We start from the raw sequence: 26308 nt of genomic DNA, 5'->3' as shown, positions 1-26308 counted from the left end.
CCTGGCACCCGCGGCTCAGGGGGCGCGCCAGACGTTGGCGAACGCCTCGTCCTCGATGGCCCGTCGACGGCGGACGGCACCCAGTTCCGCCACGGCGTCGGCCACCGCGGCGCACACGGCCTGGGCGGCGTCGTCGGGCAACGGGAGGTCCTCGGGCACCTCGCCGCGTGCTCCGACGGCCGCCGCGAGTGTGGCGAGCACCGGCTCGTCGGTCGCCCGGCGGTGCCGGGCGCGCTCCCGGGCGGGGGACTCGACCGGCGCCGGCATGGTGCCGCGGAAGCGGATCCAGGCGGCCCGCGGCCGTACGAGGAGCCCCTCTTCCTCGAGGACGGTCAGGTACTCCTGGGCCAGTCCGCGGCCCCTGCGCCACAGCCAGTCCTCGATCGGCTCGTACGGCTCGTCACGCACCAGCGCCGTCGCGGCCCGCTCCAGCAGCGGGTCGTCGAGGGGCGGCGCCGGGCGGGACACGATGCGGTCGCCGTCCAGCGTCACCACCTCGGCACCGAGCAAGTCGATCACCTCGGCCCCGGCCAGCCCGAGCGACAGGTCACCCTGCGTCACCGGCCGGCCGGCGGCCGCGTCCATCGCCACGATCATCAAGTCGCGTGCCGTACCCATCACCGCTCCTCTCGGAGGCACTGATCACGCTACGCCGCGACCGCCCGCGGGGCGACCAGGATCCGTACGACGCCAGGCCACAACGAGGAGGAACGACAGGCATGAGCGCACCAGACCGGGAGCCCCTGCGCATAGGACTGCTGGGGGCCGCGCGGATCACCGAACGCTCCCTGATCGCCCCGGCCCGGGCGACCGGCCACCGGCTCGTCGCGGTGGCCGCCCGCGACCGTGCCCGCGCCGAGGCGTTCGCCGCCGGGCACGGTGTGGAGCGGGTGGCGGGGTCGTACGCCGAGCTGGTGGCCGATCCCGAGATCGACGTCGTCTACAACCCGCTCGCCAACGGACTGCACGGTCCGTGGAACCTGGCCGCTCTCACGGCGGGCAAGCACGTCCTGTCGGAGAAGCCGTCGGCGAGCAACGCGCGGGAGGCGGCGGAGGTACGGCAGGCCGCCCGGAAGGCCGGGACGGTCTTCATGGAGGCCTTCCACTACCTCTTCCACCCGGTCACCCGCCGCCTGCACGAGCTGCTGGACTCGGGTGAACTCGGCGAGCTGCGGCACGCCGAGGCCATGGTCGCCATCGCCGCGCCGCCGGACACCGACCCGCGCTGGTCGCTGCCGCTGGCCGGCGGCGCCCTGATGGACCTGGGCTGCTACAGCCTGCACGCGCTGCGGATGCTGGCCCCCTGGGCGGGCGGCGCACCGCGCCTGGCCGGGGCCCGGGCCGGGGAGCGCGCGGGCGCGCCCGGGGTCGACGAGTGGCTGGACGCCGATCTGGAGTTCCCCGGGGGCGCTACGGGCTCGGCCCGCTGTCACATGGCGTACGACGGGCTGGAGATGAGCATCCGGATCGTCGGCTCCCGGGGCGAGGCGACGGCCCCGAACTTCGTCCTGCCCCAGCTGGACGACCGGATCGTGGTCCGCACCCCGGAGGGCGAGCGCACGGAGCGGCTCGGGACGCGCTCGTCGTACACGTACCAGTTGGAGGCGTTCGCCGCGCGGGTGCGCGACGGTGCTCCGCTGCCGCTGGACGCGGACGACGCGGTGACGACCATGGAGCTGATCGACGCCAGTTACCAGGAGGCCGGGTTCGCGCCCCGGCCCCGGACCAGGATCTGAAACAGGCCCGGGGGGCAACCCCCGGGCCAGTTCACACGTACAGCTCGGGTCTCTCCACCAGCTCGACCTCGACCCGCCCGCCGTCCTCCAGCGCCCGTACGCCCGCCTCGCACACGGCCGCCGCGGCGTAGCCGTCCCAGACGCTCGGGCCGGTGACCTCGCCGCGCCGGGTGGCGTCGACCCAGGCCTGGATCTCGTGGTCGTAGGCCGTCTCGAAGCGTTCGGTGAAGTCCTGGGCAATGGTGCCGCCCCAGCGGCCGGCCATGTTGGTGACCAGGGCGTGGCCGTCGCCGACGCGGGCGGTGCCGCGTTCGCAGACCACCTCGGCCTGGACCTGGTAGCCGAAGCCGCAGTTGACGAAGATCTCCACGTCGGAGAGGGCGCCGCCGTCGGTCTCGAAGACGACGAACTGCGGATCGCGCAGCCCGTCGGGGGCGTTGGCGGAGGGGGTCGGGCGCAGCACCGTGACCGCCGTGATCTCGTGGCCGAGCAGCCAGCGGGTCGCGTCGGCCTCGTGGGCGACGGAGTCGGTGACGAGCATGGTGCTGGTGAAGAAGGGCGGGCTGGCCGCGTTGCGGTGCCGGTTGTGCACCATCAGCGGGCGGCCGAGCTGGCCGGTCGCCAGCAGGGCCTTCAGCTTCGCGTACTCGGGGTCGTAACGGCGCATGAAGCCGACCTGGACCCGGCGGTGGCCGAGGCGCGTTTCGGCTTCGAGGACGCGCAGGGCGGAGGCCGCGTCGGGGGTGAGCGGCTTCTCGCACAGGACGGGCAGATCGTGCTCGAAGGCGGCGAGCAGGGTGGCCTCGTGGGCCGGGCCCGGTGAGGCGATCAGGACGGCGTCGACGTCGGCCGCCGCCATCGCGGCGGCCGGGTCCGTGTAGGCGGTGCAGCCGTCGACGCGGGCGGCGACGGCTTTCGCGCGTTCCGCGTCGACGTCCACGACGGCTGTCACCCGTGCTCCGCTGGTGACTTCATGGATGCGGCGCACATGGTCGGCGCCCATCCTTCCGGTACCGATGACCGCGACTCCGAGGGTGGTGGCGCGCTCGGTCATGGCCGTCCTTTCGGGTCGTCAGGCGCCGCAGGACCTCAGGAACTTACGGGTGCGCACCGCGATCGGCAGCGGCTTGTCCGGCTCGCAGGGGTACATGTCCTGCTCGACGATGGCGAAGAGGTCCACACCGAGCTTCTGCGCGGCCGTCAGGACCGGGCCCAGCTCGGGCACACCGGCGGGCGGTTCGCACATCACACCGCGCGCCACCGCGGGGCCGAACGGCATCTCGTTCTTCACCACGTCGGCGAGGATGTCCGGGTCGACCTGCTTGAGGTGGAGGTAGCCGATGCGCTCGCCGTACGTCTCGATCAGTTTGACGCTGTCGCCGCCGCAGTAGGCGTAGTGCCCGGTGTCCAGGCAGAGGTTGACCGCGTCGGAGTCGGTCGAGTCGAGGAACTGCTCGACGTGCTCCTCGGTGTCGATGTGGGTGTCGGCGTGCGGGTGGACGACGATGTCCAGGCCGTACTTGTCCTTCACCTCACGGCCGAGGCGCTCCATGCCCGTGGTGAGGTTGCGCCACTGCTCGGTGGTGAGCTCCGGCGCCTCCAGGATCTCGGCGGTCTTGTCGTCGCGCCAGAAGGACGGGATCACGACGAGGTGCTTGGCGTCCATGGCCTGGGTGAGCGCGGCCACGTTGCTGACCTGCTCCCAGGTGGATTCCCACTCGGAGGGGCCGCGGTGCAGACCGCAGAAGATGGTGCCGGCGGAGACCTTGAGGTTCCGCTTGGTCACCTCGTCGGTGAGCCGGGCCGGGTCGGTCGGCAGGTAGCCGTACGGGCCGAGTTCGATCCATGAGTAGCCGGCTTCGGCGACCTCGTCGAGGAAGCGTACCCAGGGCACCTGCTGGGGGTCGTCGGGGAACCAGACGCCCCAGGAGTCGGGGGCGGAGCCGACCCGGATGCGGTCGAGCGCGAGGGCCATGTCAGGACTTTCCTTCCGAAGACGAGGCTACGGGGGCGGTGAGGTCTCCCGCCTCGGGGAGCTCTTCGACGTCGACGCCGCGTACCTGCGCCAACTCGTGCTTGAGGGAGGCCAGTTCGGTACCGCCGGCCATGTGGTTGGTCAGCTCTTCGAGGCTGACCTCGCTGCGGGAGGCGGACAGTTCCATGGTGCCGAGGCGCAGCACGCTGAAGTGGTCGCCGACCATGTAGGCGTGGTGCGGGTTGTGGGTGATGAAGATGACGCCGAGGCCCTTCTCGCGGGCGGCGGCGATGTACTTCAGCACGACACCGGACTGCTTGACGCCGAGGGCGGCGGTCGGCTCGTCGAGGATCAGGACGCGGGCGCCGAAGTAGACGGCCCGGGCGATGGCCACGCACTGGCGCTGGCCGCCGGAGAGCGTGCCGATGGGCTGCTCCATGTCGTCCAGGACGATGCCCATGTTGCGCAGTTCCTCGTCCGCGGTCTTCTTCATCGTCTCGATGTCGAGACGGCGGACCGGCCAGGGGCCCTTGGTCATCTCGGAGCCGAGGAAGAAGTTGCGCCACACCGGCATCAGCGGGACGACGGCGAGGTCCTGGTACACCGTGGCGATGCCCTGGTCGAGGGCCTCGCGCGGGGTGGAGAAGCGCACCGGTGCGCCGTCGACGAGGAACTCGCCCTCGGTGTGCTGGTGCAGCCCGGAGATGATCTTGATGAGGGTGGACTTGCCGGCGCCGTTGTCGCCGAGGACGCAGGTCACCTTGCCGGGGTGGACGGTGAGGTCGACGCCGTGCAGGGCGCGGATGTTGCCGTAGGACTTGCCGGCGCCCCTGAGTTCGACGAGTGCGGCGTCCTTGGTGGGGGCCTTGTCGGTGGCGGTTGCTTCGCTGGTCATTGCGGTCACCTCCGGGTCGCCGTGCGCTGGACCCACAGATTGATGAGGACGGCGCCGAGGAGCATCACGCCGAGGAAGGCCTTGAACCAGTCGGGGTTCCAGCCGGCGTAGACGATGCCCTGCTGCACCATGCCGAACATGAAGGCGCCGAAGACCGGGCCGATCGCGGAGCCGTAGCCGCCGGTGAGCAGACAGCCGCCGATGACGGCCGCGGCGATGTAGATGAGCTCCTGGCCCACGCCCTCGCCGGACTGCACGGTGTTGAAGGAGAACAGCTGGTGCATGCCGACGAACCAGGCGCCGAAGCCGACCAGCATGAAAAGTGAGATCTTGGTGAAGGTCACCGGAACGCCGACGGCCCGGGCGGAATGCTTGTTGCCGCCGACGGCGAAGATCCAGTTGCCGTACTTGGTGCGCAGCAGCACCCAGGTGGCCAGGGCCGCGAAGACCAGCCACCACACCACGGTGATCTTGACGTTGACCCCGCCGACCTCGAAGGTCGAGGCGAAGAGCTTCTGCGCCTGGGTGAAGCCGTCCATGTCGCTGATGTCGTCGGTGGCCACGTTCTCGGTGACCAGCTTGGTGACGGCGAGGTTCACGCCCTGAAGGATCAGGAAGGTGCCCAGGGTGACCAGGAAGCTCGGCAAGCCCGTCTTGACCAGCAGCCAGCCGTTGAACGCGCCGATCGCGAGCGACACGATCAGGGCGACGATCACGCCCACCCAGACGTTCAGGGTCAGCTGGTAGCTGAGCATCGACGCGGTCAGCGCCGAGGTGATCACGGCGACACCGGCCGAGAGGTCGAACTCGCCGCCGATCATCAGCAGGGCCACGGGCAGCGCCATGATCCCGATGGTCGACGACTGGTACAGGATGTTGGCCATCGAGCTGCCGTCGCGCACCGGCGGCGCCGTGAACAGGAAGAACACGAGCACGGCGACGGCGCCGAGGAAGACGCCGACCTCGGGCCGGGCGAGCAGCCGCAGCGCCAGCGGGCGCTGCCGCGTCCGGCCGTCGGACTGCTTCTGGCCGGGGGCCGGCGGTGTGTCCACCGCCGGCGTGGCCTGCTGGGTCATGCTCATCACCGGTTGCCCTTCGCGGCGAACTCCCCGATCTTGTCGACGTTGGACTTGTCGACGAAGGCCGGGCCGGTCAGCACGGGCTGCTCACCGCCACCGCTGTAGTTGCCGTTGTTCTTGTAGAGCCACAGGCCGTCGACCGCCAGGTAGCCCTGAAGGTAGGGCTGCTGGTCGACGGCGAACTGGATGTCGCCGCCCTTGATGGCCTTGATGAGGTCCTTGTTGAGGTCGAAGGTGGCGACCTTCGCCTTGCTGCCGGCGTCGCCGATCGACTGCACCGCGGTCAGCGCGAAGGGGGCGCCGAGGGTGACGACGTAGTCGATGGACGGGTCCTGCTTCAGCTTGGCGGTGATCGTCGACTTCACGCCCGGCATGTCGGTGCCGTTGACGTTCTGGGTGTCGAGCTTGCCGTCGAAGGTCTTCTCGACGCCGTCGCAGCGCTGGGTCAGGCCGACGTTGCCCTGCTCCTGCACGACGCAGAGGGCGTGCTTGGCGCCGACCTCGTTGAGCTTCTTGCCGAAGGCCTCGCCGGCGACGGACTCGTCCTGGCCGAAGAACTCCAGCATGTTGAGCTTCTTCCAGTCGCTCAGGCCGGAGTTGAGGCCGACGACGGGTATGCCGGACTTCTCGGCCTTGCCTATGACGCCCTTGAGCGCGTCCGGCTTGGCGAGGGTGACGGCGATGCCGTCGACCTTCTGGTCGATCGCGTTCTGGACCAGGTTGGCCTGGTTGCCCGCGTTCGGGTCGGCGGAGTAGACGAGCTTGATGTTGTCCTTGGCGGCCGCGGCCTCGGCACCCTTGCGGACGGTGTCCCAGAAGGTGTCGCCGGGTGCCTGGTGGGTGACCAGGGCGACGGTCATGCGCGGCGTGGTCGCCTTGCCGGCGGAGGCGTTCGCTGCGCCTTCCTCGGCCTCCTTGCCTCCGGAACTGCTGGAGCAGCCGGCGAGGGTCAGGGCCGCCACCGCGGCCACGGCGACGACGGGCGCGATCCTGCGAGAGCGGGGGTGAGAAGAGCGGTCCATCTTTCCTGGCACCTCACTGTGCTACTGCGGGGGAAAGGGGAGGGATCACGAAGGGGATCCGTGGTCCCGGAACCTTACGGAGTCCGGATCATGATGCCGCAAACAGACTGTGGCGATGCCACGGGATACAAGTCCCTGCCGCGCTCGCTGTCAATACTTTGTTAAGACATCATTTCACAAGCAGGTCCGAATGTAAGTACAAACTATTGACAGCGCCGCCCTCCGAGCCCTACACCTGAGGGGCGGCAGGTCCCTCGGATCCACGCCCCCACCGTGTCAGGGCGTCCCGGGACCCGCATCCCCAGCTTCCCGAGGAGGTCGCGCATGGCCGGGCCGGCACAGTATTTCGACTTGATCACGATGGGGCGCATCGGAGTCGACCTCTATCCCCTGCAGACCGGGGTCTCCCTGGACCGTGTGGAGACATTCGGGAAATTCCTGGGAGGTTCGGCGGCCAATGTGTCGGTCGCGGCGGCCCGCCTGGGACGCCGTACGGCGGTGATCACCCGCACCGGCGACGACCCCTTCGGCACCTATCTGCACGAGGAGCTGAAGTCCTTCGGCGTCGACGACCGCTGGGTCACCCCCGTCGAGGCCTACCCCACGCCGATCACGTTCTGCGAGATCTTCCCGCCGGACGACTTCCCGCTGTACTTCTACCGCCGCCCCAAGGCCCCGGATCTGGAGATCCACACCGACGAGCTGGACTTCTTCGCGATCCGCGGGGCCCGCATCTTCTGGATCACCGGCACCGGCCTGAGCGAGGAGCCGAGCCGCTCCGCCACGCTCGCCGCCCTCAAGGCCCGCGACAAGTCCGGCATCACCGTCTTCGACCTCGACTGGCGGCCGATGTTCTGGCGCGACCCCGACGAGGCCCGCCCGTACTACCGCGAGGCCCTCAGCCACGCCACCGTCGCGGTCGGCAACCTCGACGAGTGCGAGATCGCCACCGGCGTGCGCGAACCGCAGGCCTGCGCGGAGGCGCTGCTGGAGGCGGGCGTGGAGCTGGCCGTCGTCAAGCAGGGCCCCAAGGGCGTACTCGCCGTGCACCGCGACGGCACCAGGGCCGAGGTGCCGCCGGTGCCGGTCGAGGTGGTCAACGGCCTGGGCGCGGGCGACGCCTTCGGCGGCTCGCTCTGCCACGGTCTGCTCGCCGGCTGGGACCTGGAGAAGATCATGCGCCACGCCAACGCCGCCGGCGCCCTCGTCGCCTCCCGCCTCGCCTGCTCCTCCGCGATGCCGACCGAGTCCGAGGTCGCGGACCTCCTCGCCGAGGCGTCGTCGGCGAGCACGAGCCTCTGAAACGGAGCCCGCATTGAACATCGGCATCCCCGACCTCACCACGGTCAGGGCCCGCACCCCCGAGGCGGTCGCCGAGGCGGCCGCCCGCCGGGTGCGCCGCCCGCTGATCGGCGACAGCGGCCGGCTGATGATCGTGGCCGCCGACCACCCGGCGCGCGGCGCCCTCGGGGTCGGCGACCGGCGCCTGGCCATGGCCAACCGTGCCGACCTGCTGGAACGGCTGTGTGTCGCGCTGTCGAGGCCCGGCGTCGACGGGGTGCTCGCCACCGCCGACATCCTGGAGGACCTCCTCCTGCTCGGGGTGCTGGAGAACAAGGTCGTCATGGGCTCGATGAACCGCGGCGGACTCGCCGGGGCCTCCTTCGAGATGGACGACCGTTTCACCGGCCACCGCGCCGAGGACATCGCCCGGCTCCGCTTCGACGCGGGCAAGCTCCTGGTGCGCATCGACTACGACGACCCGGGCTCGCTGACCACCCTGGAGTCCACGGCCCGTGCCATCGACGCCATGGCGGCACACCGGCTCCCCCTGTTCGTGGAGCCGTTCATCTCCCGGCGGGTCGACGGAAGGGTCCGCAACGACCTGTCCGCCGAAGCGGTCACCCGGTCCGTCGCCATCGCCTCGGGCCTGGGCGGCACCTCCGCCTACACCTGGCTGAAGCTGCCCGTCACCGACGACCCGGACGACATGGCCGAGGTGCTGGAGACCTCCACGCTGCCCGTCGTCCTGCTCGGCGGCGAGGTGGGCGAGGACCAGGAGGGCGCCTACGAACGCTGGCGCAAGTCCCTGCGTCTGCCCACCGTCCAGGGCCTGGTCGTCGGGCGTTCGCTGCTCTACCCGGCCGAGGGCAGCGTGGAACAGGCGGTGGACACGGCCGTCGGCCTGCTGTGACGCGAGAGGCACCTGCTGTGATTCAAGTGGCACCTGCTGTGATCCGAAAGGCACGCACACGATGACGTATCACCTTCCCGCGGGTAAGGCCCTCGGCGGCCCCTACATCGTCGACATCACGCCCGAGAAGGCGGGCTGGGGCCACTCCAGCCTGCGGATCCTGGAGCTGCCGCCGGGCGGCACGCACTCCTTCGAGACCGGCGACAGCGAGTGGATCGTCGTCCCGCTGAGCGGCGGCTGCACGGTCGCCGCGGCGGACGACTTCGGCCAGGACACCTTCGAACTCCGGGGCCGCCGGGACGTGTTCAGCGGCGTCAGTGACTTCGCCTATGTGCCGCGCGACGCGCGGGCGACCGTGACGTCCGCCGCCGGCGGGCGGTTCGCGCTGACCGGCGCGCGCTGCGAGCGCCGGCTGCCCGCACGCTACGGAGCGGCCTCCGACGTGCCCGTGGAGCTGCGGGGCACCGGGAACTGCTCGCGGCAGGTCAACAACTTCGGCGCGGCGGGCGTGTTCGAGTGCGACAAGCTCATCGCGGTCGAGGTGATCACGCCGGGCGGCAACTGGTCGTCGTTCCCGCCGCACAAGCACGACGAGCACCGGCCGGGCGAGGAGTCCGTGCTGGAGGAGATCTACTACTTCGAGTTCGCCGGCCACGAGGGCATCCCCGGCCTCGGCTACCAGCGGGTCTCCCCCTCCGGCCCCGGCCGGGACACCGACGTGCTGGCCGAGGTCCGCGACGGCGACGTGGTCCTCATCCCGGACGGCTGGCACGGGCCCTCGATGGCCACGCCCGGCCACCACATGTACTACCTCAACGTCATGGCGGGCCCGGAGGCCGAGCGCGCCTGGCTGATCTGCGACCACCCCGACCACGCCTGGGTCCGCGACACCTGGCCGGACCAGCCGGTCGACCCCCGGCTCCCCCTCTACACCGCCCCGGAGACCTCCGCATGAACGCCCGCACCCGCCGACTGACGACCGCCCAGGCCCTGGTGCGGTTCCTGTCCGCCCAGTACACCGAGCGGGACGGCGTGCGGCGCCGGCTGATCGCCGGGACCTGGGGCATCTTCGGCCATGGCAACGTCGCCGGGGTCGGCCAGGCCCTCCTGGAGGCCGGCGAGAACGTCATGCCGTTCCACCAGGGCCGCAACGAGCAGTCCATGGTGCACGCGGCGGTCGGCTACGCACGGCAGCTCAACCGCCTGTCCGCGCAGGCGGTGACGACCTCGATCGGCCCGGGCGCCACGAACCTGGTCACCGGTGCCGCGCTGGCGACGATCAACCGGCTGCCGGTGCTGCTGCTGCCCGGCGACTACTTCGCCTCGCACGCCCCCGACCCGCTGCTCCAGCAGCTGGAGCACCCCGTCGAGGCGGATGTGTCGGTCAACGACACGCTGCGCCCGGTGTCGCGGTACTTCGACCGGATCACCCGCCCCGAGGCGCTGATCCCGTCGGCGCTCCAGGCCATGCGTGTGCTGGCCGACCCGGCCGAGACCGGCGCCGTCACCCTCGCCCTGCCCCAGGACGTGCAGGCGGAGGCGTACGACTGGCCGGAGGAGTTCTTCGCCGAGCGCGTCTGGTACGTACGGCGTCCCGCGCCGGACCCGGTGGAGCTGGCGGCGGCCGTCGAGGCGATCCGCTCGGCCGAGCGCCCGCTGATCGTCGCGGGCGGCGGCGTCCACCACAGCGAGGCCGAGGAGGCCCTGAAGGCGTTCGTGGAGGCCACGGGCGTCCCGGTCGCCTCCACCCAGGCCGGCAAGGGCTCCCTGCGCTTCGACCACCCCGCCGACCTCGGCGGCATCGGCCACACCGGCACGGCCGTCAGCGACGACCTCGCCCGCACCGCCGACCTCGTGATCGGCGTGGGCACCCGTTACACGGACTTCACCACGGCCTCGGGCACGCTCTTCCAGAACCCGGACGTGCGGTTCCTCAACCTCAACATCACCGGCTTCGACGCGCACAAGCTGGCGGCGCGCACGCTGGTCTGCGACGCGAAGTCCGGCCTGGAGCGGCTGCTGGAGGCACTCTCCGGCCACCGCGTGAGCGAGGCGTACGAGGCGGAGTGCCGCTCCGGCAAGGACCGCTGGGACGAGATCGTCGAGGCCGTCTACCGCGCCGACGACGAGAACGCCGTGCCGACCCAGACGCAGGTGCTGGGGGCCCTGGACGCGACCGTGGGCGACGACGACGTGGTGATCAACGCCGCCGGTTCGCTCCCCGGCGACCTGCACAAGCTGTGGCGCTCCCGCAGCCCGCGCCAGTACCACCTGGAGTACGGCTACTCCTGCATGGGCTACGAGATCCCGGCAGGCATCGGCGTCCAGCAGGCCGCCCCGGGCACCCCGGTCTGGGCGCTGGTCGGCGACGGCACCTATCTGATGATGCCGACGGAGATCGTCACGGCCGTGCAGGAGGGCCTGCCGGTCAACATCGTCCTCATCCAGAACCACGGCTACGCCTCCATCGGCGGTCTGTCGCAGGAGACCGGCGGCGAGCGCTTCGGCACGGCCTACCGCTTCCGGGCCGCCGACGGCACCTTCACCGGCGACCCGCTCCCGGTCGACCTGGCCGCCAACGCCGCCAGCCTCGGCATGGACGTGCTGCGCGCCAAGACGGTGCGCGAGCTGCGCGAGGCACTGGCCGCGGCCCGCGCCTCCGACCGGCCGACGTGCGTCCACGTCGAGACCGACCCGGCCCCGACGGCTCCCCCGGCCGAGGCCTGGTGGGACGTGCCGGTGGCCGAGACCGCCTCCCGCGAGGCCGCCGTGGAGGCCCGCGAGCGCTACGACCGCCAGGTCGCCGATCGCCGCCGCCACCTCTGAACTCCCCGCTGACATCAGGCTCCACGAAAGGCCCCGCACACGATGAGCACCATCACCCACTGGATCGACGGCAAGCCCGTCGAGGGCACCTCCGGCCGCTTCGGCCCCGTCTACAACCCGGCCACCGGCGCCCAGGAGAAGCAGGTCGCCTTCGCGACCGTCGACGAGGTGGACGCCGCCGTCGCCTCCGCCAAGGCCGCCTTCGAGTCCTGGGGAGAGTCCTCGCTCGCCAGGCGCACGGCGATCCTGTTCAAGTACCGCGAGCTGCTGGACGCCCACCGCGACGAGATCGCCGAGCTGATCACCGCCGAGCACGGCAAGGTGCACTCCGACGCGCTCGGCGAGGTCGCGCGCGGCATGGAGATCGTCGAGCTCGCGTGCGGGATCTCCGTCCAGCTCAAGGGCGAGCTGTCCACCCAGGTCTCCACCCGGGTCGACGTGGCCTCGATCCGCCAGCCGCTGGGTGTGGTCGCGGGCATCACGCCGTTCAACTTCCCGGCGATGGTGCCGATGTGGATGTTCCCGCTGGCCATCGCCTGCGGCAACACCTTCGTGCTGAAGCCCTCCGAGAAGGACCCGTCGGCCTCCTTCCGGCTCGCCGAACTCGCCTCCGAGGCCGGGCTGCCCGACGGCGTGCTGAACATCGTGCAGGGCGACAAGGTCGCGGTGGACCGCATCCTGGAGCACCCGGACATCGAGGCGGTCTCCTTCGTCGGCTCGACCCCGATCGCCAAGTACATCCAGCTCAAGGCCGTCGAGCACGGCAAGCGCGTGCAGGCCCTGGGCGGCGCCAAGAACCACATGCTCGTCCTGCCCGACGCGGACCTGGACCTCGCCGCCGACCAGGCGATCAACGCGGCGTACGGTTCGGCGGGCGAGCGCTGCATGGCCGTGTCGGTCGTGGTCGCGGTCGGCGACATCGGTGACGAGCTGGTCGGCAGGATCGCCGAGCGGGCGAAGAGCCTGAAGATCGGCCCGGGCAACGACCCGGCGTCGGAGATGGGCCCGCTGATCACCCGCGAGCACCGCGACAAGGTCGCCTCGTACGTGGCGAGCGCCGCCGAGCAGGGCGCCGAGGTCGTCGTGGACGGCACGGGCTTCTCGGTCGACGGCCACGAGGACGGCTTCTTCCTCGGCGTCTCGCTGCTGGACCGGGTGCCGCTGACGGCGGACGCGTACCGGGACGAGATCTTCGGCCCGGTGCTGGCCGTGGTGCGCGCGGAGACGTACGAAGAGGCCATCAAGCTGATCAACGACTCCCGCTGGGGCAACGGCACCGCGATCTTCACCCGGGACGGCGGCGCCGCGCGCCGCTTCCAGCTGGAGGTCAAGGCGGGCATGGTCGGCGTCAACGTGCCGATCCCGGTCCCGGTCGGCTACCACTCCTTCGGCGGCTGGAAGGACTCGCTCTTCGGCGACCTGCACATCTACGGCAACGACGGCATCGCCTTCTACACCCAGGGCAAGGTCATCACCACCCGCTGGCCGGACCCGTCCGACGGCGGCATCAACCTCGGTTTCCCGAGCAACACCTGACACCCGGAGGGGGGTTCATCCATGGCGAAGACCGGTGACCGGGCCCGCACCACGGCCGTCCCCGCGCTCAGCTCACTGGACTTCGCCCTGGACCGGGGCAGTCCCGTGCCGCTGTACCACCAGCTCGCGCAGCAGCTGGAGGCCGCGATCGAGCACGGGGTCCTCGCCCCGGGCAACCTCCTGGGCAACGAGGTCGACCTCTCCGTGCGCCTCGGCCTGTCCCGCCCCACCGTCCGCCAGGCCATCCAGTCCCTCGTCGACAAGGGGCTGCTGGTCCGGCGGCGCGGGGTGGGCACGCAGGTGGTGCACAGCCAGGTCAAGCGCCCGCTGGAACTGAGCAGCCTCTACGACGACCTGGAGGCGGCGAAGCAGGGGCCCACCACCGAGGTCATGCGCAACGAGGTCGTCCCGGCGTCCTGCGATGTCGCGGCCGCCCTCGGCGTAGCGGAGGGCAGCGAGGTCACCGCCCTGGAACGGCTGCGCCGCACCCACGGCCAGCCGGTCGCCCTGCTGTGCAACCACCTGCCGACCGCCCTGCTGGACCTCGACAGCGCCCGGCTGGAGTCGACGGGCCTGTACCGGATGATGCGCTCGGCGGGCATCACCCTGCACAGCGCCCGCCAGACCGTCGGCGCCCGCGCCGCCACCGCGGAGGAGGCCGCCCGCCTGGACGAGCAGGAGGGCGCGGCGCTGCTCACCATGCAGCGGACGGCGTACGACGACACCGGGCGCCCGGTCGAGTACGGGACACACATCTACCGGGCGTCGCGCTACACCTTCGACTTCCAGCTGCTGGTGAGGCCGTGAGGGAACCGGTCACCTCTTGCGCAGCATCCGGCTGAACGGCGTGTCGGGTCGGTCCAGGCGCTCGCCGTCCAGCGTGATGTCCACGGCCTCGTTGAAGAAGGCGACGCGCCCCTGGACCGCCGCCACGGCGGGCAGCGGGGCGGCATAGCTCCAGAGGATGTTGGGCGGCACATCGCCCTCCCCGCGCCAGGACCAGTACTCGGCGGTGCCCTTGTAGGGGCAGCCGGTGCTGTGGTCGGTGGTGTCGAAGAGGTCGAGGCGGACGTCCTCGCGGGGCAGGTAGTACCGGGTCGGCAAGGAGGTCTCGAAGAGCAGGACGGGGTCCCGGGTGTCCGCGACGGGCTGCCCGTCGATCTCGACCCGGACATGGCGGCTGCTCGGCAGCGCGTCCACGCGTTTGTGCGGGTCACGGGGGTGGATGAAGATCTCCTCGTCCTCCTCGTACCAGTGGTCGAGGCCGGTGTCGGTGCGCAGGAACCACTCGAAGGCGATGTGGCCGGCGAGGTCGTCTGCGGGGAACGTCCAGGCCGCGTTGGAGCGCACCTCGCCGTCCACGTCGAGGTCGTAGAAGATCCGGGAGCCGGTGTGTTTGCCGGTGGGCGGGTTCTTCGCCGGGCGGAGGAGGTCGGTGCGGACGTCCGCGTGCGGGAAGACGTACTGCGGCACCGGCAGGTGGGGCTCCCAGACGAGCACCGGGTGCCGGCTGTCGACGACGGTGACGTCGCCCTTGCGGCCGCGCACCCAGCGCTCGCTGGGTTCCCACATGAGGCCTTCGGGGGTGGTCCTGATCGACGGGGCGGCGGTGTGGGCCGGGCGTGTGGTCATGGCCGGTGCTCCTCGGGGAGGTCCGGATGTCCGTTCCCCTCCACGGTCCCACGGTCGCGGGAATCGGCGCCGAACCGGGCGGGAAAGCCGCATTAAGCTGGAGAGACCCGACATCAGGCCGCGAGGCGCTCGTGATGGCAGGAGAGAGGCGAGGTCAGCATCCCAGGCAGCCGCAGCTGCCCGACCTGCACGTGCGCCTGCGTACCGAGCTGAACCGGATCGACGAGCAGTTGCGCGCCCTGCTGGACGCCATGGACCGGATGCAGGGCCTGCTGGGCGCGGTGGTGGCCATCAGCCGGGAGGTGGAACTGACCGCGGTGCTGCACCGCATCGTGACCACCGCCATGGACCTGGTCGGCGCCCGCTACGGCGCGCTGGGCGTGCTCAACGCGTCCGGTGAGCGCCTGGAGGAGTTCATCACCGCCGGTCTGTCCGAGCGGGAACTCGACGACCTGGCCGACACCGACCTGCCGCGCGGTCTGGGCGTCCTCGGCCACTTGATCAGCCACCCCGAACCCCTGCGGCTCGACGACATCCCGGCCCATCCGTCCGCCGTCGGCTTCCCGCCCGGCCATCCGCGTCTGCGGACGCTGCTGGGAGTCGCCATCAGCGTCCGCGGCGAGATCTACGGCGATCTGTATCTCGCCGAGCGGCGTGACGGACAGCCCTTCGACGTCCATGACGAGAACGTCGTGACCGCCCTGGCCAGCGCCGCCGGGATCGCCATCGAGAACGTCCGTCTGTTCGAACAAGTGCGGGTCGGAGCCGAGCAGTTCCAGCGGCTTCTCCTGCCCGCGCTGCCCGACCTGCGGCCCTTCACCGCCGCCGCCGTCTACCGGCCGGCCGCCGAGCCCAGCAAGCTCGGAGGGGACTGGTACGACGCGATCCCGCTGTCCGGCGACATCGTGGCGGTCGTGATCGGGGACGTCGTCGGCCACGATCTGAAGGCCGCGGCCGCCATGGCCTCCACCCGCAACATGCTGCGGGCCCTGCTGTTCGACCGGGGCAGTACGCCCGGCGCGCTCCTGGCCCGGCTCGACCGCACGCTCCAGGCGATCACGAGCAATCCCGTCACCACCACCGCCCTGGCCCGCATCGAACCGGAGGGACCGGGCTGGCGCATCCACTGGAGCACGGCGGGCCATGTCCCGCCCCTGCTGATCACCCCCGGCGGACAGGCGGAGTACCTGATCGCCGAGCCCGGACTGCCGCTCGGGGTCGACCTGGACGAACCCCGCCCCGACCACTCCCGGTTCCTCCCCCCGGACGCCACCGTGGTCTTCTTCACCGACGGGCTGATCGAGCATCCCGCCCACCCCATCGACGAGAGCCTGGACGAGCTCGCCGTGCTCGCCGCCGCCCACGCGCATCGGCCGCTGCCCGAGTTCGTGCGGACGCTGGCCGACCAGCACCCGAGCGACGGTCACGACGACATGGCCGTCCTCGCGCTGCGCACCCCGCCCGCCTGACCTGCCGTGGAGGTTCGAGTGGATCCGACGGATGATGGTCGGGGGATGTCGATGCGGAGGTCCCCGATGGCTGTCGCGCGGCGTGCCGGGGCCCGGCGCTTCGGCGCGGTCGCCCTGGAGATCTGCGCCGTCACCGCGCTGTACTGGGGATCGGCCGAGATCGGACTGCTCCAGCAGCAGGTGCGTGGCCAGGTCACTCCCCTGTGGCCGCCCAGCGGTATCGCGCTGGCCGCCCTGCTGCTGCGCGGGCCGCGGGTCTGGCCGGGGATCGCACTCGGGGCGTTCCTGGTCAACATCGCGCTGGGGCCGTCGTTCCCGGCCGTACTCGCGATCGCGGCGGGCAACACGCTCGCACCCGTCTGCTCGTACGCCCTGCTCCGCCGCGCCGGGTTCCGCAGCGAGATGAACCGTCTGCGTGACGCCCTCGCCCTGATCTTTCTCGGCGCGTTCACCGGCATGCTGGTCAGCGCCACGGTGGGCACCGGGACGCTCGTCCTCACCGGGGTGCTGGACGCCGGCGAGTTCTGGGCGACGTGGTCGGTCTGGTGGACCGGCGACGCGGTGGGCGTCCTGGCGGTCACACCGGTCCTGCTGGTTCTCCGCTCGGCGCGCCTGCCCCGGGGCGTCCCGCTGTCCCGATGGGTGGAGGGGATCCTGCTCGTGGCGGTCACGATCTGCGTCGGCTTCGTCGAGACCAGCACCACGCCGCTGCTGTTCCTCGGCTTCCCGCTGCTGATCTGGGCGGCCTTCCGCTTCGGGCTGGCCGGGGCCGCGCCCTGCGCCCTCGCCGTGTCGACGTTCGCGATCATCGCGGCCGCGCAGAACACGGGCCCGTTCGCCGGTCATGACCTCTTCACCAACATGATCACCCTGCAGGCGTTCAACGGCTCCGTCTCGCTGACCGCCCTCGTGCTCGGAGCGGCGGTCAACGAACGCGCCCAGACCGAGCGGGAGATCGCGCTGGCGTGCGGACAGCTCGCCGAGATGGTCACGAAGATCGCCGCGAGTGACCGCCCTCCCGCGCTTCCCGCCGGTGAGGGTGAGCGCGACATGCGGGACACGGCCCCGAAGTGACGAAGGGGCGGTCCCCGGCTTTGGCCTGAAGGCCAAAGCAGCCCCTGCCGTCTTGGCCGACGCGCACACCCTTCTCCACTCCCCCGTTCCGCATCATCAAGGGCCGAAGCGGGAGTCGTGAGAGGAGTGAACGCGTGGACAGTGTGCGAACCAGGCCGCGGAGATCCGTTGACGAGGCCGGTATCCGCGGCAGGCTGACGCGGCGGCGGGACATCGCCGATCTGGTGGCCGAGGCCGACGGCGGTCAGCTCCGCCGGACCATGGGGCTCACCCAGCTCACGCTGCTCAGTGTGGGTGCCACGCTGGGCACCGGGATCTTCGTCGTGCTCGGCCAGGCGGTGCCCGAAGCGGGCCCGGCCGTGGTGTTCTCCTTCGTGCTCGCCGGGCTCACCGCGCTGTTCTCCGCCCTGTCCTACGCCGAGCTGGCCGGCATGATCCCCGGTGCCGGGTCCTCGTACAGCTATGCCTACGCCACGCTCGGCGAGCTGGTCGCCTGGGTGTGCGGCTGGTGTCTGGTGCTGGAGTACGGCGTCTCGGTGGCCGCCGTCGCGGTCGGCTGGGGCCAGTACGTGAACGAGCTGCTGGAGCTCACCGTCGGCTGGACGCTGCCCGCGTCGCTGGCCGCCCCGCCCGGCGCGGGCGGTGTGCTGAACGTCCCGGCCGCCGCGATCGTCGCCCTCGCCATGGTGGTGCTGTTGCGCGGCTCCCGGGAGAGCGCTGTCGTGAACGCCGTCATGGTGGCGGTGAAGGTGGCGGCCCTCGTGCTGTTCTGCGCCGTCGCGTTCACCGCGTTCCGCGCCGGCAACTTCCGGCCGCTGTTCCCGCTCGGCATGGCCGGGGTGAGCGCGGGCGCCGCCTCGCTGTTCTTCTCGTACATCGGCTTCGACGCCGCCTCGACCGCCGGTGAGGAGGCGAAGAACCCACAGCGCGACCTGCCGCGCGCCATCCTCCTCTCCCTCGGGCTGATCACCGCGCTGTACTGCGCGGTGGCCGTCGCGGCGGTCGGCGCGATGCCGTGGCAGCGGTTCGCCGGCACCGAGGCCACCCTCAGCGAGGTGCTGGTCCACGCGGTCGGCGGTGGCACCCTGTGGCCCGTCCTGCTGTCCGTCGGGGCGGTCGTCGCCACCACGAGCGTCGTACTCGCCGTGCAGTACGGGCAGACCCGCATCCTGTTCTCGATGGCGCGCGACGGGCTCGTCCCGCCGCTGTTCGCCAAGGTCCACGCACGGACCGGCGTGCCCCGCGCCAACATCGTCATCGTGTCCGCGTTCGTCATGGTGCTCGCCGCCCTGGTACCGCTGGGCGCGCTCGCCGACGCCACCAGCATCGGCACCCTTTTCGCCTTCGCGCTGGTCAACGCCGCCGTCCTGATCCTGCGCCGGCGCAGCCCGGGCGCGCCGCGCAGCTTCCGGGTACCGCTCGCGCCCCTGACCTGCACGCTGGGCACTCTGTGCTGCGGCTATGTGATGGGGGGACTCGGCGCCGACACCTGGATCGCGTTCGGCGCGTGGATGGCCGTCGGACTGGCCGTCTACCTGCTCTACGGCATCCGGCACTCCCGGCTCGGCCGACCCGCACCCGAGAAGGAGAGCACGGAATGATCCCGCTCGACCCGGCCGCGAACCCGGTGGACCTGGTGGATCTCACGAGAACCCTGGTGGACATCCCCTCCGAGAGCGGCGAGGAGGCAGGCCTCGCCGACGCCGTGGAGTCCGCGCTGCGCGCCCACCCGCACCTCAGCGTCGTACGCGTCGGCAACTCCGTCGTGGCCCGCACCGATACGGGCCGCGCCGAGCGCGTGATCATCGCCGGACACCTGGACACCGTCCCGGCCGCCGGGAACCTGCCCTCCCGGCTGGAGGGCGAGCGGCTGTACGGGCTCGGGGCGTGCGACATGAAGGGCGGCGTCGCCGTCGCCCTGCGGCTCGCGGCCGTCCTCGCCGCGCCGGTGCGGGACGTGACGTACGTCTTCTACGAGTGCGAGGAGGTCGCCGGTGACCGCAACGGCCTGCAGCGCATCGCCGCCGACCGCCCCGACCTGCTCGAAGCGGACCTCGCCATCCTCATGGAACCGTCCGACGCGGGCGTCGAGGCGGGCTGCCAGGGCGTCCTGAACGCGGACATCACGGTGCGCGGCGAGCGCGCCCACACCGCCCGCTCCTGGAGGGGCGTCAACGCCGCGCACCGAGCGGCCGCCGTGCTCCGGCGCCTCGACGACCACAGCGCCGAGCGGATCGTCATCGACGGACTGGAGTACCGCGAGGGGCTGAACGCGGTCGCCGTCCGCGCGGGCATCGCCGACAACGTCGTCCCCGACACCTGCGTGATCGGCGTCAACCTGCGTTTCGCGCCGAGCCGTTCGCCGGAGCAGGCCACGGCGTATCTGCGCGCGCTGTTCCCCGAGTACGAGGTGGAGGTCACCGAGGTGGTGCCGGGCGCCCTGCCCGGCCTCGGCCAGGGGCCGGTGGCCTCGCTGGTCGCGGCGCTGGGTGCGGTTCCCCGCCCCAAGCTGGGCTGGACGGACGTGGCCCGCTTCACCGCGCTCGGCACGCCCGCGCTCAACTACGGCCCGGGCGACCCGACGCTGGCGCACACCGCCGGGGAGTATGTGACCGTCGGGCAACTGCGGGAGTGCGAGCGGCGGCTCGCCTCCTGGCTGAGCGGCTGACCGACCCTGCCCGGGTGTCAGGCCAGGCCGGTGCCGCGCAGCCCTCCGAGCGTGCGCAACTGCAGCCACAGCACCAACCGCTCGTCCGGGTCGTCCAGATCGACACCGAGGTGCTGCTGCGCCTGTCGGAGGCGGTACCGGCAGGTGTTGGGGTGGACGGCGAGCAGCCCGGCGGCCCGCGCGACGTCGCCCCCGGCGTCCAGCCAGCACACCAGGGTCCTGGCGTAGTCGGTGCCGTGCCCGGCGTCGTACGCCAGGACCTCCCGCCAGGACCCGGCCGTCAACTCCCGCCGCCCGTCCATGAGTTCCCGCAGCCGCAGCAGCGTGACCCGGGCTCGTACCTCCGTCACGGCGGCGACGTCCTCCCCCGGGCCGAGCACTCGCAGCACCAGGTCGGCGTCGTCCCGCGAGCCGCGCACGGCGGCCGGCTCCGCCACCGTCTCGCCCAGCCCGGCCCGCACCCGCATCCGCAGCGCCTTGGCCGCGCGCCGCACGATGTCCTCGGCAAGGCGCCGGTGCCGCTCCTTGCGCCCGTCCGAGCCGCTCGGCTCCGCACCGGTCACCGGCAGCAGCGCGTACACACGCCCGTCGAGCAGCACGCACGCGTGCCGCCCGTACCGCGCCTCGCAGTGCAGCCGCACGAGGTCGAGCAGCCGCAGCGCGGTCTGTTCCTCGTCGGGCGTGGACCCGGCGCCGTCGAGGGCGAAGGCCACGACCCGTACCGGGGTTCCCTCGGCGAGGCCGAGGCGGTGCGCGGCGCCCGCCGGATCGGCGCTGCCGTCGAGGAGGCGGCGCAGCAGGTCGCTCGTCAGCTGCCGGGACAGCTCCTCACCGGCCCGCGCCCGCAGCAGGAGCAGGGCGGCCGTGGACGCGCCACGGGCGAGCGCCTCCTCGGCATCGGGGCCGAGATGTCCGTCGTCGACGACCCACACCGACCCCAGCGTCTCGCCGCCCGCGCGGATCGCCACGGCGAGCCGCGGCAGCTCCTCGCCGTCCAGCGCGGCGAGGCGTACGGGACCGGGGGCGGCGAACAGGACGCGGTACTGCTCGCTGTTCTCGGGGCTGCTCGGCACCTGACGGCCCAGAATGCCCTGCCGCCGGGCCTCGTCGACGGCCTGCCGGGGCAGGGTGGAATACGCCAGGATCCGCTGCCGGGCGTCCTCGACGACGGTCGCCCCGCCCACCGCCGCGGCCACCGCGTTGGCCAGCGAGAACAGGTCCCCGAACGCCGCTCCGCTGTCCCCCGGTCCCGGCCGGGACCCGATCGCCGAGGCCAGCAGCAGATGGACGTGATGCCAGGCGGCGTCCTCGTCGACGCCGAGCAGCGCGAGGCCGTGGGCCTCCGCCGCGGCCACCGCTTCGGGCTGCGCGGCCCCGCCCCGTACGACGAGTCCGGCCGCCCCGGCCGCGGCGGCGTCGCGCGCCAGCGGCTCGATCCGGCCCGGCGGCAGCCCGACGGCCAGTACCAGGGCACCGGGCGCGCTGCGCGGGAACGTGTCCCCGTGGCCGTACAGCAGGATCTCGGTGACGGGCGTGGCGAGGCCGTCCGCCGGGGCGGCGAGCACACGGAGCAGGGGCTCGCCGAGCGTGCCGGTCAGTTCCTCGAGGGTGCGGGCGTCCATGGGTGGTCGGGCTCCTGGGACGGTGGGGTACGGAGGGGGCGGCGGGATTCTGTCGGGCGATGATCCCGGCCGGCCTTGGCCGATCGCAACAGAGGCACGTGCCTTCATTGTGCCTGCCGACAACGGCCGCCGGCCCCCCGGCGACGGAGACTCACCGCATGACACCTGTGACGATCAGCGCCGCCGGGTCCGGGCCGGCGGAAGCACCCCGCACGGCCGGGGGCACACCCCTCGGCCCCTGGGCGGGCATCGCCGACGCCGCGGCCCGCACCGCCGCGGTCACGGTCCGGACCGTGCACGACGTGGCCGGTATCCACGCCGTGGCCGACTTCCTCGCCGACGTGTGGCAGACGCCCAGGGCCACCCCGCCGTACCCGGCCGAGGTGCTGCACAGCCTGGTGCACGCCGGTGGCGCGGTGCACGCCGCGTACGCCGCCGGACCGTCGGGCGAGCGGCTCGCCGGGGCGGCGGTGGCGGTGTTCGGCGCCCCCGCCGAGCGGGACGTGTACTCGTTCGTCGCGGCGGCGATCTCGGGGGGCCGGGGCGTGGGCTTCGCGGTCAAGCAGGCGCAGCGACTGTGGGCGCTGGAGCGGGGCGCCACCACCATGCGCTGGACCTTCGACCCGCTGGTCCGCCGCAACGCCCGCTTCAACCTGGTCAAGCTGGGTGCGGTCGGCAGCGAGTACCTGGTCGACTTCTACGGGCCGATGAACGACGGCGTGAACGACGGCGACGAGAGCGACCGGCTGACCATCACGTGGGACCTGACGACGGGGACCACACGCACGGACGACCCCGCCGCGGACCGCTCGGCGGCCGACGTCGTGAACCGGGCACCGGACGACGGACCGCTCGCCCTGCGCGACGCGGACCGGCTGTGGTGCCGTGTGCCCGAGGACATCGTCGCGCTGCGCGCCGCCGACCCGGCCCTGGCGCTCGCGTGGCGGCACGCCGTCCGCGGGGTGTTCACCGAGGCGTACGCCGAGGGCCTGCGCGCGACGGCCATGTCACGCGACGGCTGGTACCTGCTGACCCGTTCGTCCTGCAAAACGCCCCACGAAAGGCAGCGATGAAGCTCGAACGCGTGGAACTGCTCCACGTCGCCATCCCCCTGGTCACCCCCTTCCGAACGTCGTTCGGGACGATGACCAGCAAGGACACCTTCCTGCTGCACGTGGTGACCGACGAGGCCGAGGGCTGGTCGGAGTTCGCCGCCGACCCCGAGCCCCTGTACTGCTCGGAGTTCGTCGCGGGCGCCGAGATGGTCGTCCGGGACTTCCTACTGCCGCCCGTGGCCGCTCTCCCCGCACCGACGGCGGCGGCCGTCGCCCCCGCCATGGCCTCCGTCAAGGGCCATGAGCTGGCCAAGGCGACCCTGGAAACCGCCCTCCTGGACGCCGAACTCCGCGCCTACGGGATGTCCCTGGCGACGTTCCTCGGCTCGGTGCACGAACGGGTGCCCGCGGGCGTCTCGGTCGGCATCAAGAACTCCGTGCCCGAACTGCTGGACGACGTGGAGCGCTACCTCGCCGAGGGCTATCTCCGCATCAAGCTGAAGATAGAGCCGGGCTGGGACGTGGAGCCGGTGCGCGCGGTACGCGAACGCTTCGGCGACGCGCTGCCGCTCCAGGTCGACGCCAACACCGCCTACACGCTCGCCGACGCCGACCACCTGCGCACCCTCGACGACTTCGGGCTGCTGCTGATCGAGGAGCCGCTGGAGGAGAACAACCTCCACGCCCACGCCCGGCTCCAGCAGCGTCTGCGCACCCCGGTCTGCCTCGACGAGTCGATCCACTCGGCGCGCGACGCCGCGTCCGCGATCGCGATGGACGCCTGCCGGGTCGTCAACGTCAAGCCGGCCCGCGTCGGCGGCTACCTCGAAGCCCGCCGCATCCACGACGTGTGCGCCGCCCACGGCGTGCCGGTGTGGTGCGGCGGCATGCTGGAGACGGGCATCGGCCGCGCCCCCAACCTGGCGCTGGCCGCCCTCCCGGGCTGCACCCTCATCGGCGACACCTCGGCCTCCCGCCGCTACTTCGCGGAGGACATCACGGAACCCTTCACCCTCCACGACGGCCACCTCCCCGTACCCACGTCCCCCGGCATCGGCGTCACCCCCCTCGCGGAGGCCCTCGCACGCTTCACGACGTCGAGGCGGGAGCTGTACGCGGCGCGGCGGTGACGTCGTGCGGGCACGGGGTCGATATCCGTTGCACGGCGTGATTTCCCCGCACGACACGCCAGCAACCGTGTGACAGAGCGTCAGCCGGATCCCCCGGGCGGTCCAGCCGCCTCACCAAGTGCCTTTCGTTTCAGCATTTCTGATGGAACATCACAAGAGCGACCCCGAACCTTCGAACACCCGATCGGCCCCTTTTCGTCGCCCCTCGAAAATCCCTGAGGTGGCGACAGGAATAGGCATGCGTATGTTCATTCATGGTCGGCCGCTCAGCTGACAACCATGAGATATGGAGAAACGGAATGCCTGTGAGAAAAAACGGAATGCGCACGCGTACCGTTGTCGCGATCGCCTTGTCGGTGGGCATCACTGTCCTCGCTGCAGCCGGCGTGAACTACGCCTCGGCTTCCAGTCCGGCCCCGAAGTCCGCCCTGTCGGTCCAGCAGGCCGCCGCGTCCGCGCCCCTGGGAGGCGACGACCAGTCGAGCTACAGCCACGGGAACGACGACCACGGACGAGTTCACGTCAACGAGCGGATGTACTCGGCCGAGCCGGGTGTGTGCACCGCCGTGATCAGCAGTCCCGCGACCAGCTTCAACGTCCGGAACGAGAGTGACAGGACCGTCGAATTCTTCATCGGCATCACCTGCGACAACGGTTCCGCGATCGCCACCATCGGGCCTCGGAACTCCAGCAGCGCGATCCCCGGCACGACGGTCTTCGACGGGGCCGTGGTGCCCTTCGCGCTGGTCGGCAGCTTCCGGGCGGTCGACAAGCACCACTGACCCCACACGGATCAGGACAGCGACGCGCCTTCCTGTACGGCACTCGGCACCGGCCCGCCATCATCGGGCCGGGCCCGTGCGGGTCGGGGTGGACGATCGAGGAGTGCTCATGTCAGGACAGTTCGAAGCGACCATCGAGATCGACCGGCCGGTCGAAGCGGTCTTCGACTACCTCGCCGACGGACGCAACGATCCGCAGTTCAGCCCCCGCGTGCTCAAGATCGAGCGGGTTCCCGATGCCCCGACCAGCGTGGGAACGGTCTTCCGCAGCACGGTCAAGGACGCCGGGATGAAATCAGCCAGGGAGTTCCGCATCACCGACCTCGAGGCGCCGGTGAGGATCCGGTGGGCCGAGGTGTCGAAGAACAGCGTGACGGCCGACGAAGGCGGCTACGACCTGGAGCCCCTGGCCGGTGGCAGGACCCGGGTCCGCATCTACAACGTGCTGGAGGGCCACGGCCTCGGCAAGCTCCTCGTCGGCCTGGCTCTCACCGCCGCCCGCAAGGATGCCCCCGCCTTCGGCGCCCGGATCAAGGCAGCGGCTGAAGCGGCCCTGTGACAGGTGTTCGGGACGCCCCGCGGCCTCCACCTCCTCACGGGAGCCGCGACGCCCGCCGTCGTGCCACACGTCGTGCCTGTCACCGGCCGAGCAGACGCATGCCCGCCTCGTCGTGGTGGTCACCTGCCGCTGCGGGCAGCTGGTCGAGCTTCTCGATCTGCTCGCGGGTCAGGACGATGCCGTCGGCGGCGCTGTTCTCCTCGACCCGCTGCACGCGCTTGGTGCCGGGGATGGGGGCGATGTCGTCGCCCTGGGCGAGCAGCCAGGCCAGGGCCACCTGCGCGGGTGTCCCGCCGGCTTCGTCGGCGACGGCCCTGACCTCGTCGGCCAGGCGCAGGTTGCGCTGGAAGTTCTCACCGGTGAAGCGCGGGTTGTTCTTGCGCCAGTCGGTGTCGTCGAAGTCGTCGGTCGAGCGGATCTGTCCGGTGAGGAAGCCGTGGCCCAGCGGCGAGTAGGGCACGAAGCCGATACCCAGCTCCCGCAGGAGCGGCAGCACCTCCGGTTCCGGATCACGAGTCCACAGGGAGTACTCCGACTGCAGGGCCGCCACCGGGTGGACGGCGTGGGCACGCCGGATGGTCTCCACGCCGGCTTCGGACAGCCCGATGTGGCGGACCTTGCCCTCGGCGACCAGTTCCGCCAGGGTCCCGACGGTGTCCTCGATCGGGGTGTCCGGGTCGACACGGTGCTGGTAGCAGAGGTCGATGTGGTCCGTGCCCAGGCGCTTGAGGGATCCCTCGACGGCGATGCGGATGTTCGCCGGGCTGCTGTCGATGCCGCCTTCGCGGCCCGTGTGCGACATGAAGCCGAACTTCGTGGCGAGCACGACGCCGTCGCGGCGCCCCTTCAGCGCCCGGCCGACGAGCTCCTCGTTGGTGTACGGCCCGTAGACCTCGGCGGTGTCGATCAGCGTGACACCCAGGTCGAGTGCCCGGTGGATCGTACGGATCGACTCCGCGTCGTCGGTGCCCGCCCCGGTGTAGGCGTGGGACATCGACATCGCGCCCAGACCGATTCGGGAGACCTCCAGGTCTCCCAGCTTGATGTGCCGCAT

The 26308-nt window shown here is 71.6% G+C and carries 24 protein-coding genes; 15 read left to right on the top strand and 9 right to left on the bottom strand.

Going from position 1 to position 26308, the window contains the following annotated elements; genetic code table 11:
- Nucleotides 1–15 precede the first annotated feature (15 nt).
- On the bottom strand, nucleotides 16–618 hold the full coding sequence (locus tag ACFT4A_RS06540; RefSeq protein ID WP_382826514.1) for a GPP34 family phosphoprotein: 603 nt from the start codon (nucleotides 616–618) through the stop codon (nucleotides 16–18).
- 101 nt (nucleotides 619–719) lie between these two features.
- Here ACFT4A_RS06540 and ACFT4A_RS06535 point away from each other — a divergent pair, with 101 nt between their 5' ends.
- Nucleotides 720–1736, top strand: a complete 1017-nt coding sequence (locus ACFT4A_RS06535; protein ID WP_382826513.1) for a Gfo/Idh/MocA family protein — start codon at nucleotides 720–722, stop codon at nucleotides 1734–1736.
- A gap of 31 nt (nucleotides 1737–1767) precedes the next feature.
- Here the strand turns inward: ACFT4A_RS06535 and ACFT4A_RS06530 are convergent, their stop codons facing one another.
- Genes ACFT4A_RS06530 through ACFT4A_RS06510 form a run of 5 tightly spaced genes read right to left on the bottom strand, consistent with a single transcriptional unit; the run spans nucleotide 1768 to nucleotide 6707 of the window.
- The gene (locus ACFT4A_RS06530) at nucleotides 1768–2790 is read right to left on the bottom strand and encodes a Gfo/Idh/MocA family protein (RefSeq protein ID WP_382826512.1); all 1023 of its coding nucleotides are present in this window, start codon (nucleotides 2788–2790) and stop codon (nucleotides 1768–1770) included.
- An 18-nt stretch (nucleotides 2791–2808) separates the two neighbouring features.
- Nucleotides 2809–3711: a sugar phosphate isomerase/epimerase family protein gene (locus ACFT4A_RS06525; RefSeq protein WP_382826510.1), complete on the bottom strand. Its 903-nt coding sequence runs from the start codon at nucleotides 3709–3711 to the stop codon at nucleotides 2809–2811.
- Nucleotide 3712: 1 nt separating this feature from the next.
- Nucleotides 3713–4606 carry an ATP-binding cassette domain-containing protein gene (locus ACFT4A_RS06520; RefSeq protein WP_382826508.1) on the bottom strand — a complete coding sequence of 298 codons (894 nt, stop codon included), beginning with the start codon at nucleotides 4604–4606 and terminating at the stop codon, nucleotides 3713–3715.
- A 5-nt stretch (nucleotides 4607–4611) separates the two neighbouring features.
- The gene (locus ACFT4A_RS06515) at nucleotides 4612–5688 is read right to left on the bottom strand and encodes an ABC transporter permease (RefSeq protein ID WP_382826506.1); all 1077 of its coding nucleotides are present in this window, start codon (nucleotides 5686–5688) and stop codon (nucleotides 4612–4614) included.
- Nucleotides 5688–6707: a sugar ABC transporter substrate-binding protein gene (locus ACFT4A_RS06510; RefSeq protein WP_382826505.1), complete on the bottom strand. Its 1020-nt coding sequence runs from the start codon at nucleotides 6705–6707 to the stop codon at nucleotides 5688–5690. The genes ACFT4A_RS06515 and ACFT4A_RS06510 overlap by 1 nt, the downstream gene beginning before the upstream one ends.
- Before the next feature lie 324 nt (nucleotides 6708–7031).
- Between ACFT4A_RS06510 and iolC the strand changes: the two genes are divergently transcribed.
- The 6 genes from iolC to ACFT4A_RS06480 all read left to right on the top strand — a co-directional run bounded on the left by iolC (nucleotide 7032) and on the right by ACFT4A_RS06480 (nucleotide 14070).
- Entirely contained in the window at nucleotides 7032–8009 is a 978-nt protein-coding gene (gene iolC, locus ACFT4A_RS06505; RefSeq protein WP_382826503.1) for a 5-dehydro-2-deoxygluconokinase, read from the top strand.
- A 13-nt stretch (nucleotides 8010–8022) separates the two neighbouring features.
- Nucleotides 8023–8901, top strand: coding sequence for a deoxyribose-phosphate aldolase (locus ACFT4A_RS06500; RefSeq protein WP_382826501.1), 879 nt, complete (start codon nucleotides 8023–8025; stop codon nucleotides 8899–8901).
- A gap of 61 nt (nucleotides 8902–8962) precedes the next feature.
- Nucleotides 8963–9856, top strand: coding sequence for a 5-deoxy-glucuronate isomerase (gene iolB, locus ACFT4A_RS06495; RefSeq protein ID WP_382826499.1), 894 nt, complete (start codon nucleotides 8963–8965; stop codon nucleotides 9854–9856).
- The gene (iolD, locus tag ACFT4A_RS06490) at nucleotides 9853–11727 is read left to right on the top strand and encodes a 3D-(3,5/4)-trihydroxycyclohexane-1,2-dione acylhydrolase (decyclizing) (protein ID WP_382826497.1); all 1875 of its coding nucleotides are present in this window, start codon (nucleotides 9853–9855) and stop codon (nucleotides 11725–11727) included. Before iolB ends, iolD begins: the two co-directional genes overlap by 4 nt.
- Before the next feature lie 42 nt (nucleotides 11728–11769).
- Nucleotides 11770–13263 (top strand): CoA-acylating methylmalonate-semialdehyde dehydrogenase, encoded by a 1494-nt coding sequence (locus ACFT4A_RS06485; RefSeq protein ID WP_382826495.1) that lies wholly within the window; start codon nucleotides 11770–11772, stop codon nucleotides 13261–13263.
- Between the two features lie 21 nt (nucleotides 13264–13284).
- Nucleotides 13285–14070: a GntR family transcriptional regulator gene (locus tag ACFT4A_RS06480; RefSeq protein WP_382826493.1), complete on the top strand. Its 786-nt coding sequence runs from the start codon at nucleotides 13285–13287 to the stop codon at nucleotides 14068–14070.
- Nucleotides 14071–14079: 9 nt separating this feature from the next.
- Here the strand turns inward: ACFT4A_RS06480 and ACFT4A_RS06475 are convergent, their stop codons facing one another.
- Nucleotides 14080–14895 (bottom strand): DUF427 domain-containing protein, encoded by an 816-nt coding sequence (locus ACFT4A_RS06475; RefSeq protein ID WP_382826491.1) that lies wholly within the window; start codon nucleotides 14893–14895, stop codon nucleotides 14080–14082.
- A 134-nt stretch (nucleotides 14896–15029) separates the two neighbouring features.
- Here ACFT4A_RS06475 and ACFT4A_RS06470 point away from each other — a divergent pair, with 134 nt between their 5' ends.
- From ACFT4A_RS06470 to dapE, 4 genes are all read left to right on the top strand, one after another.
- Nucleotides 15030–16364 carry a PP2C family protein-serine/threonine phosphatase gene (locus tag ACFT4A_RS06470; RefSeq protein ID WP_382826489.1) on the top strand — a complete coding sequence of 445 codons (1335 nt, stop codon included), beginning with the start codon at nucleotides 15030–15032 and terminating at the stop codon, nucleotides 16362–16364.
- A 66-nt stretch (nucleotides 16365–16430) separates the two neighbouring features.
- Nucleotides 16431–17438, top strand: coding sequence for an MASE1 domain-containing protein (locus ACFT4A_RS06465; RefSeq protein ID WP_382826488.1), 1008 nt, complete (start codon nucleotides 16431–16433; stop codon nucleotides 17436–17438).
- Between the two features lie 134 nt (nucleotides 17439–17572).
- Nucleotides 17573–19039, top strand: coding sequence for an amino acid permease (locus tag ACFT4A_RS06460; RefSeq protein ID WP_382826486.1), 1467 nt, complete (start codon nucleotides 17573–17575; stop codon nucleotides 19037–19039).
- Nucleotides 19036–20106: a succinyl-diaminopimelate desuccinylase gene (gene dapE / locus ACFT4A_RS06455; protein ID WP_382826484.1), complete on the top strand. Its 1071-nt coding sequence runs from the start codon at nucleotides 19036–19038 to the stop codon at nucleotides 20104–20106. Before ACFT4A_RS06460 ends, dapE begins: the two co-directional genes overlap by 4 nt.
- A gap of 17 nt (nucleotides 20107–20123) precedes the next feature.
- On the opposite strand, the gene ACFT4A_RS06450 is transcribed toward dapE, so the two are convergent.
- On the bottom strand, nucleotides 20124–21728 hold the full coding sequence (locus tag ACFT4A_RS06450; protein WP_382826483.1) for a PucR family transcriptional regulator: 1605 nt from the start codon (nucleotides 21726–21728) through the stop codon (nucleotides 20124–20126).
- A 158-nt stretch (nucleotides 21729–21886) separates the two neighbouring features.
- On the opposite strand from ACFT4A_RS06450, the gene ACFT4A_RS06445 reads away from it, so the two are divergent.
- The 4 genes from ACFT4A_RS06445 (at nucleotide 21887) to ACFT4A_RS06430 (ending at nucleotide 25254) form a co-directional block, all read left to right on the top strand.
- Nucleotides 21887–22801, top strand: coding sequence for a chorismate synthase (locus tag ACFT4A_RS06445; RefSeq protein ID WP_382826481.1), 915 nt, complete (start codon nucleotides 21887–21889; stop codon nucleotides 22799–22801).
- Nucleotides 22798–23913 carry an o-succinylbenzoate synthase gene (menC, locus tag ACFT4A_RS06440; RefSeq protein WP_382826479.1) on the top strand — a complete coding sequence of 372 codons (1116 nt, stop codon included), beginning with the start codon at nucleotides 22798–22800 and terminating at the stop codon, nucleotides 23911–23913. The genes ACFT4A_RS06445 and menC overlap by 4 nt, the downstream gene beginning before the upstream one ends.
- Before the next feature lie 320 nt (nucleotides 23914–24233).
- Complete coding sequence (locus ACFT4A_RS06435) at nucleotides 24234–24695, top strand: hypothetical protein (protein ID WP_382826477.1); 462 nt, start codon at nucleotides 24234–24236, stop codon at nucleotides 24693–24695.
- A gap of 109 nt (nucleotides 24696–24804) precedes the next feature.
- Entirely contained in the window at nucleotides 24805–25254 is a 450-nt protein-coding gene (locus ACFT4A_RS06430; protein ID WP_382826475.1) for an SRPBCC family protein, read from the top strand.
- A 79-nt stretch (nucleotides 25255–25333) separates the two neighbouring features.
- On the opposite strand, the gene ACFT4A_RS06425 is transcribed toward ACFT4A_RS06430, so the two are convergent.
- Nucleotides 25334–26308 carry an aldo/keto reductase gene (locus tag ACFT4A_RS06425; RefSeq protein WP_382826473.1) on the bottom strand — a complete coding sequence of 325 codons (975 nt, stop codon included), beginning with the start codon at nucleotides 26306–26308 and terminating at the stop codon, nucleotides 25334–25336.

It is taken from the genome of Streptomyces sp. NPDC057099 (assembly GCF_042671245.1).
Classification (GTDB): Bacteria; Actinomycetota; Actinomycetes; order Streptomycetales; family Streptomycetaceae; genus Streptomyces; species Streptomyces purpurascens.
The sequence above is the reverse complement of the archived record's forward strand: the minus strand, read 5'-3'. Positions and strand labels throughout refer to the sequence as shown.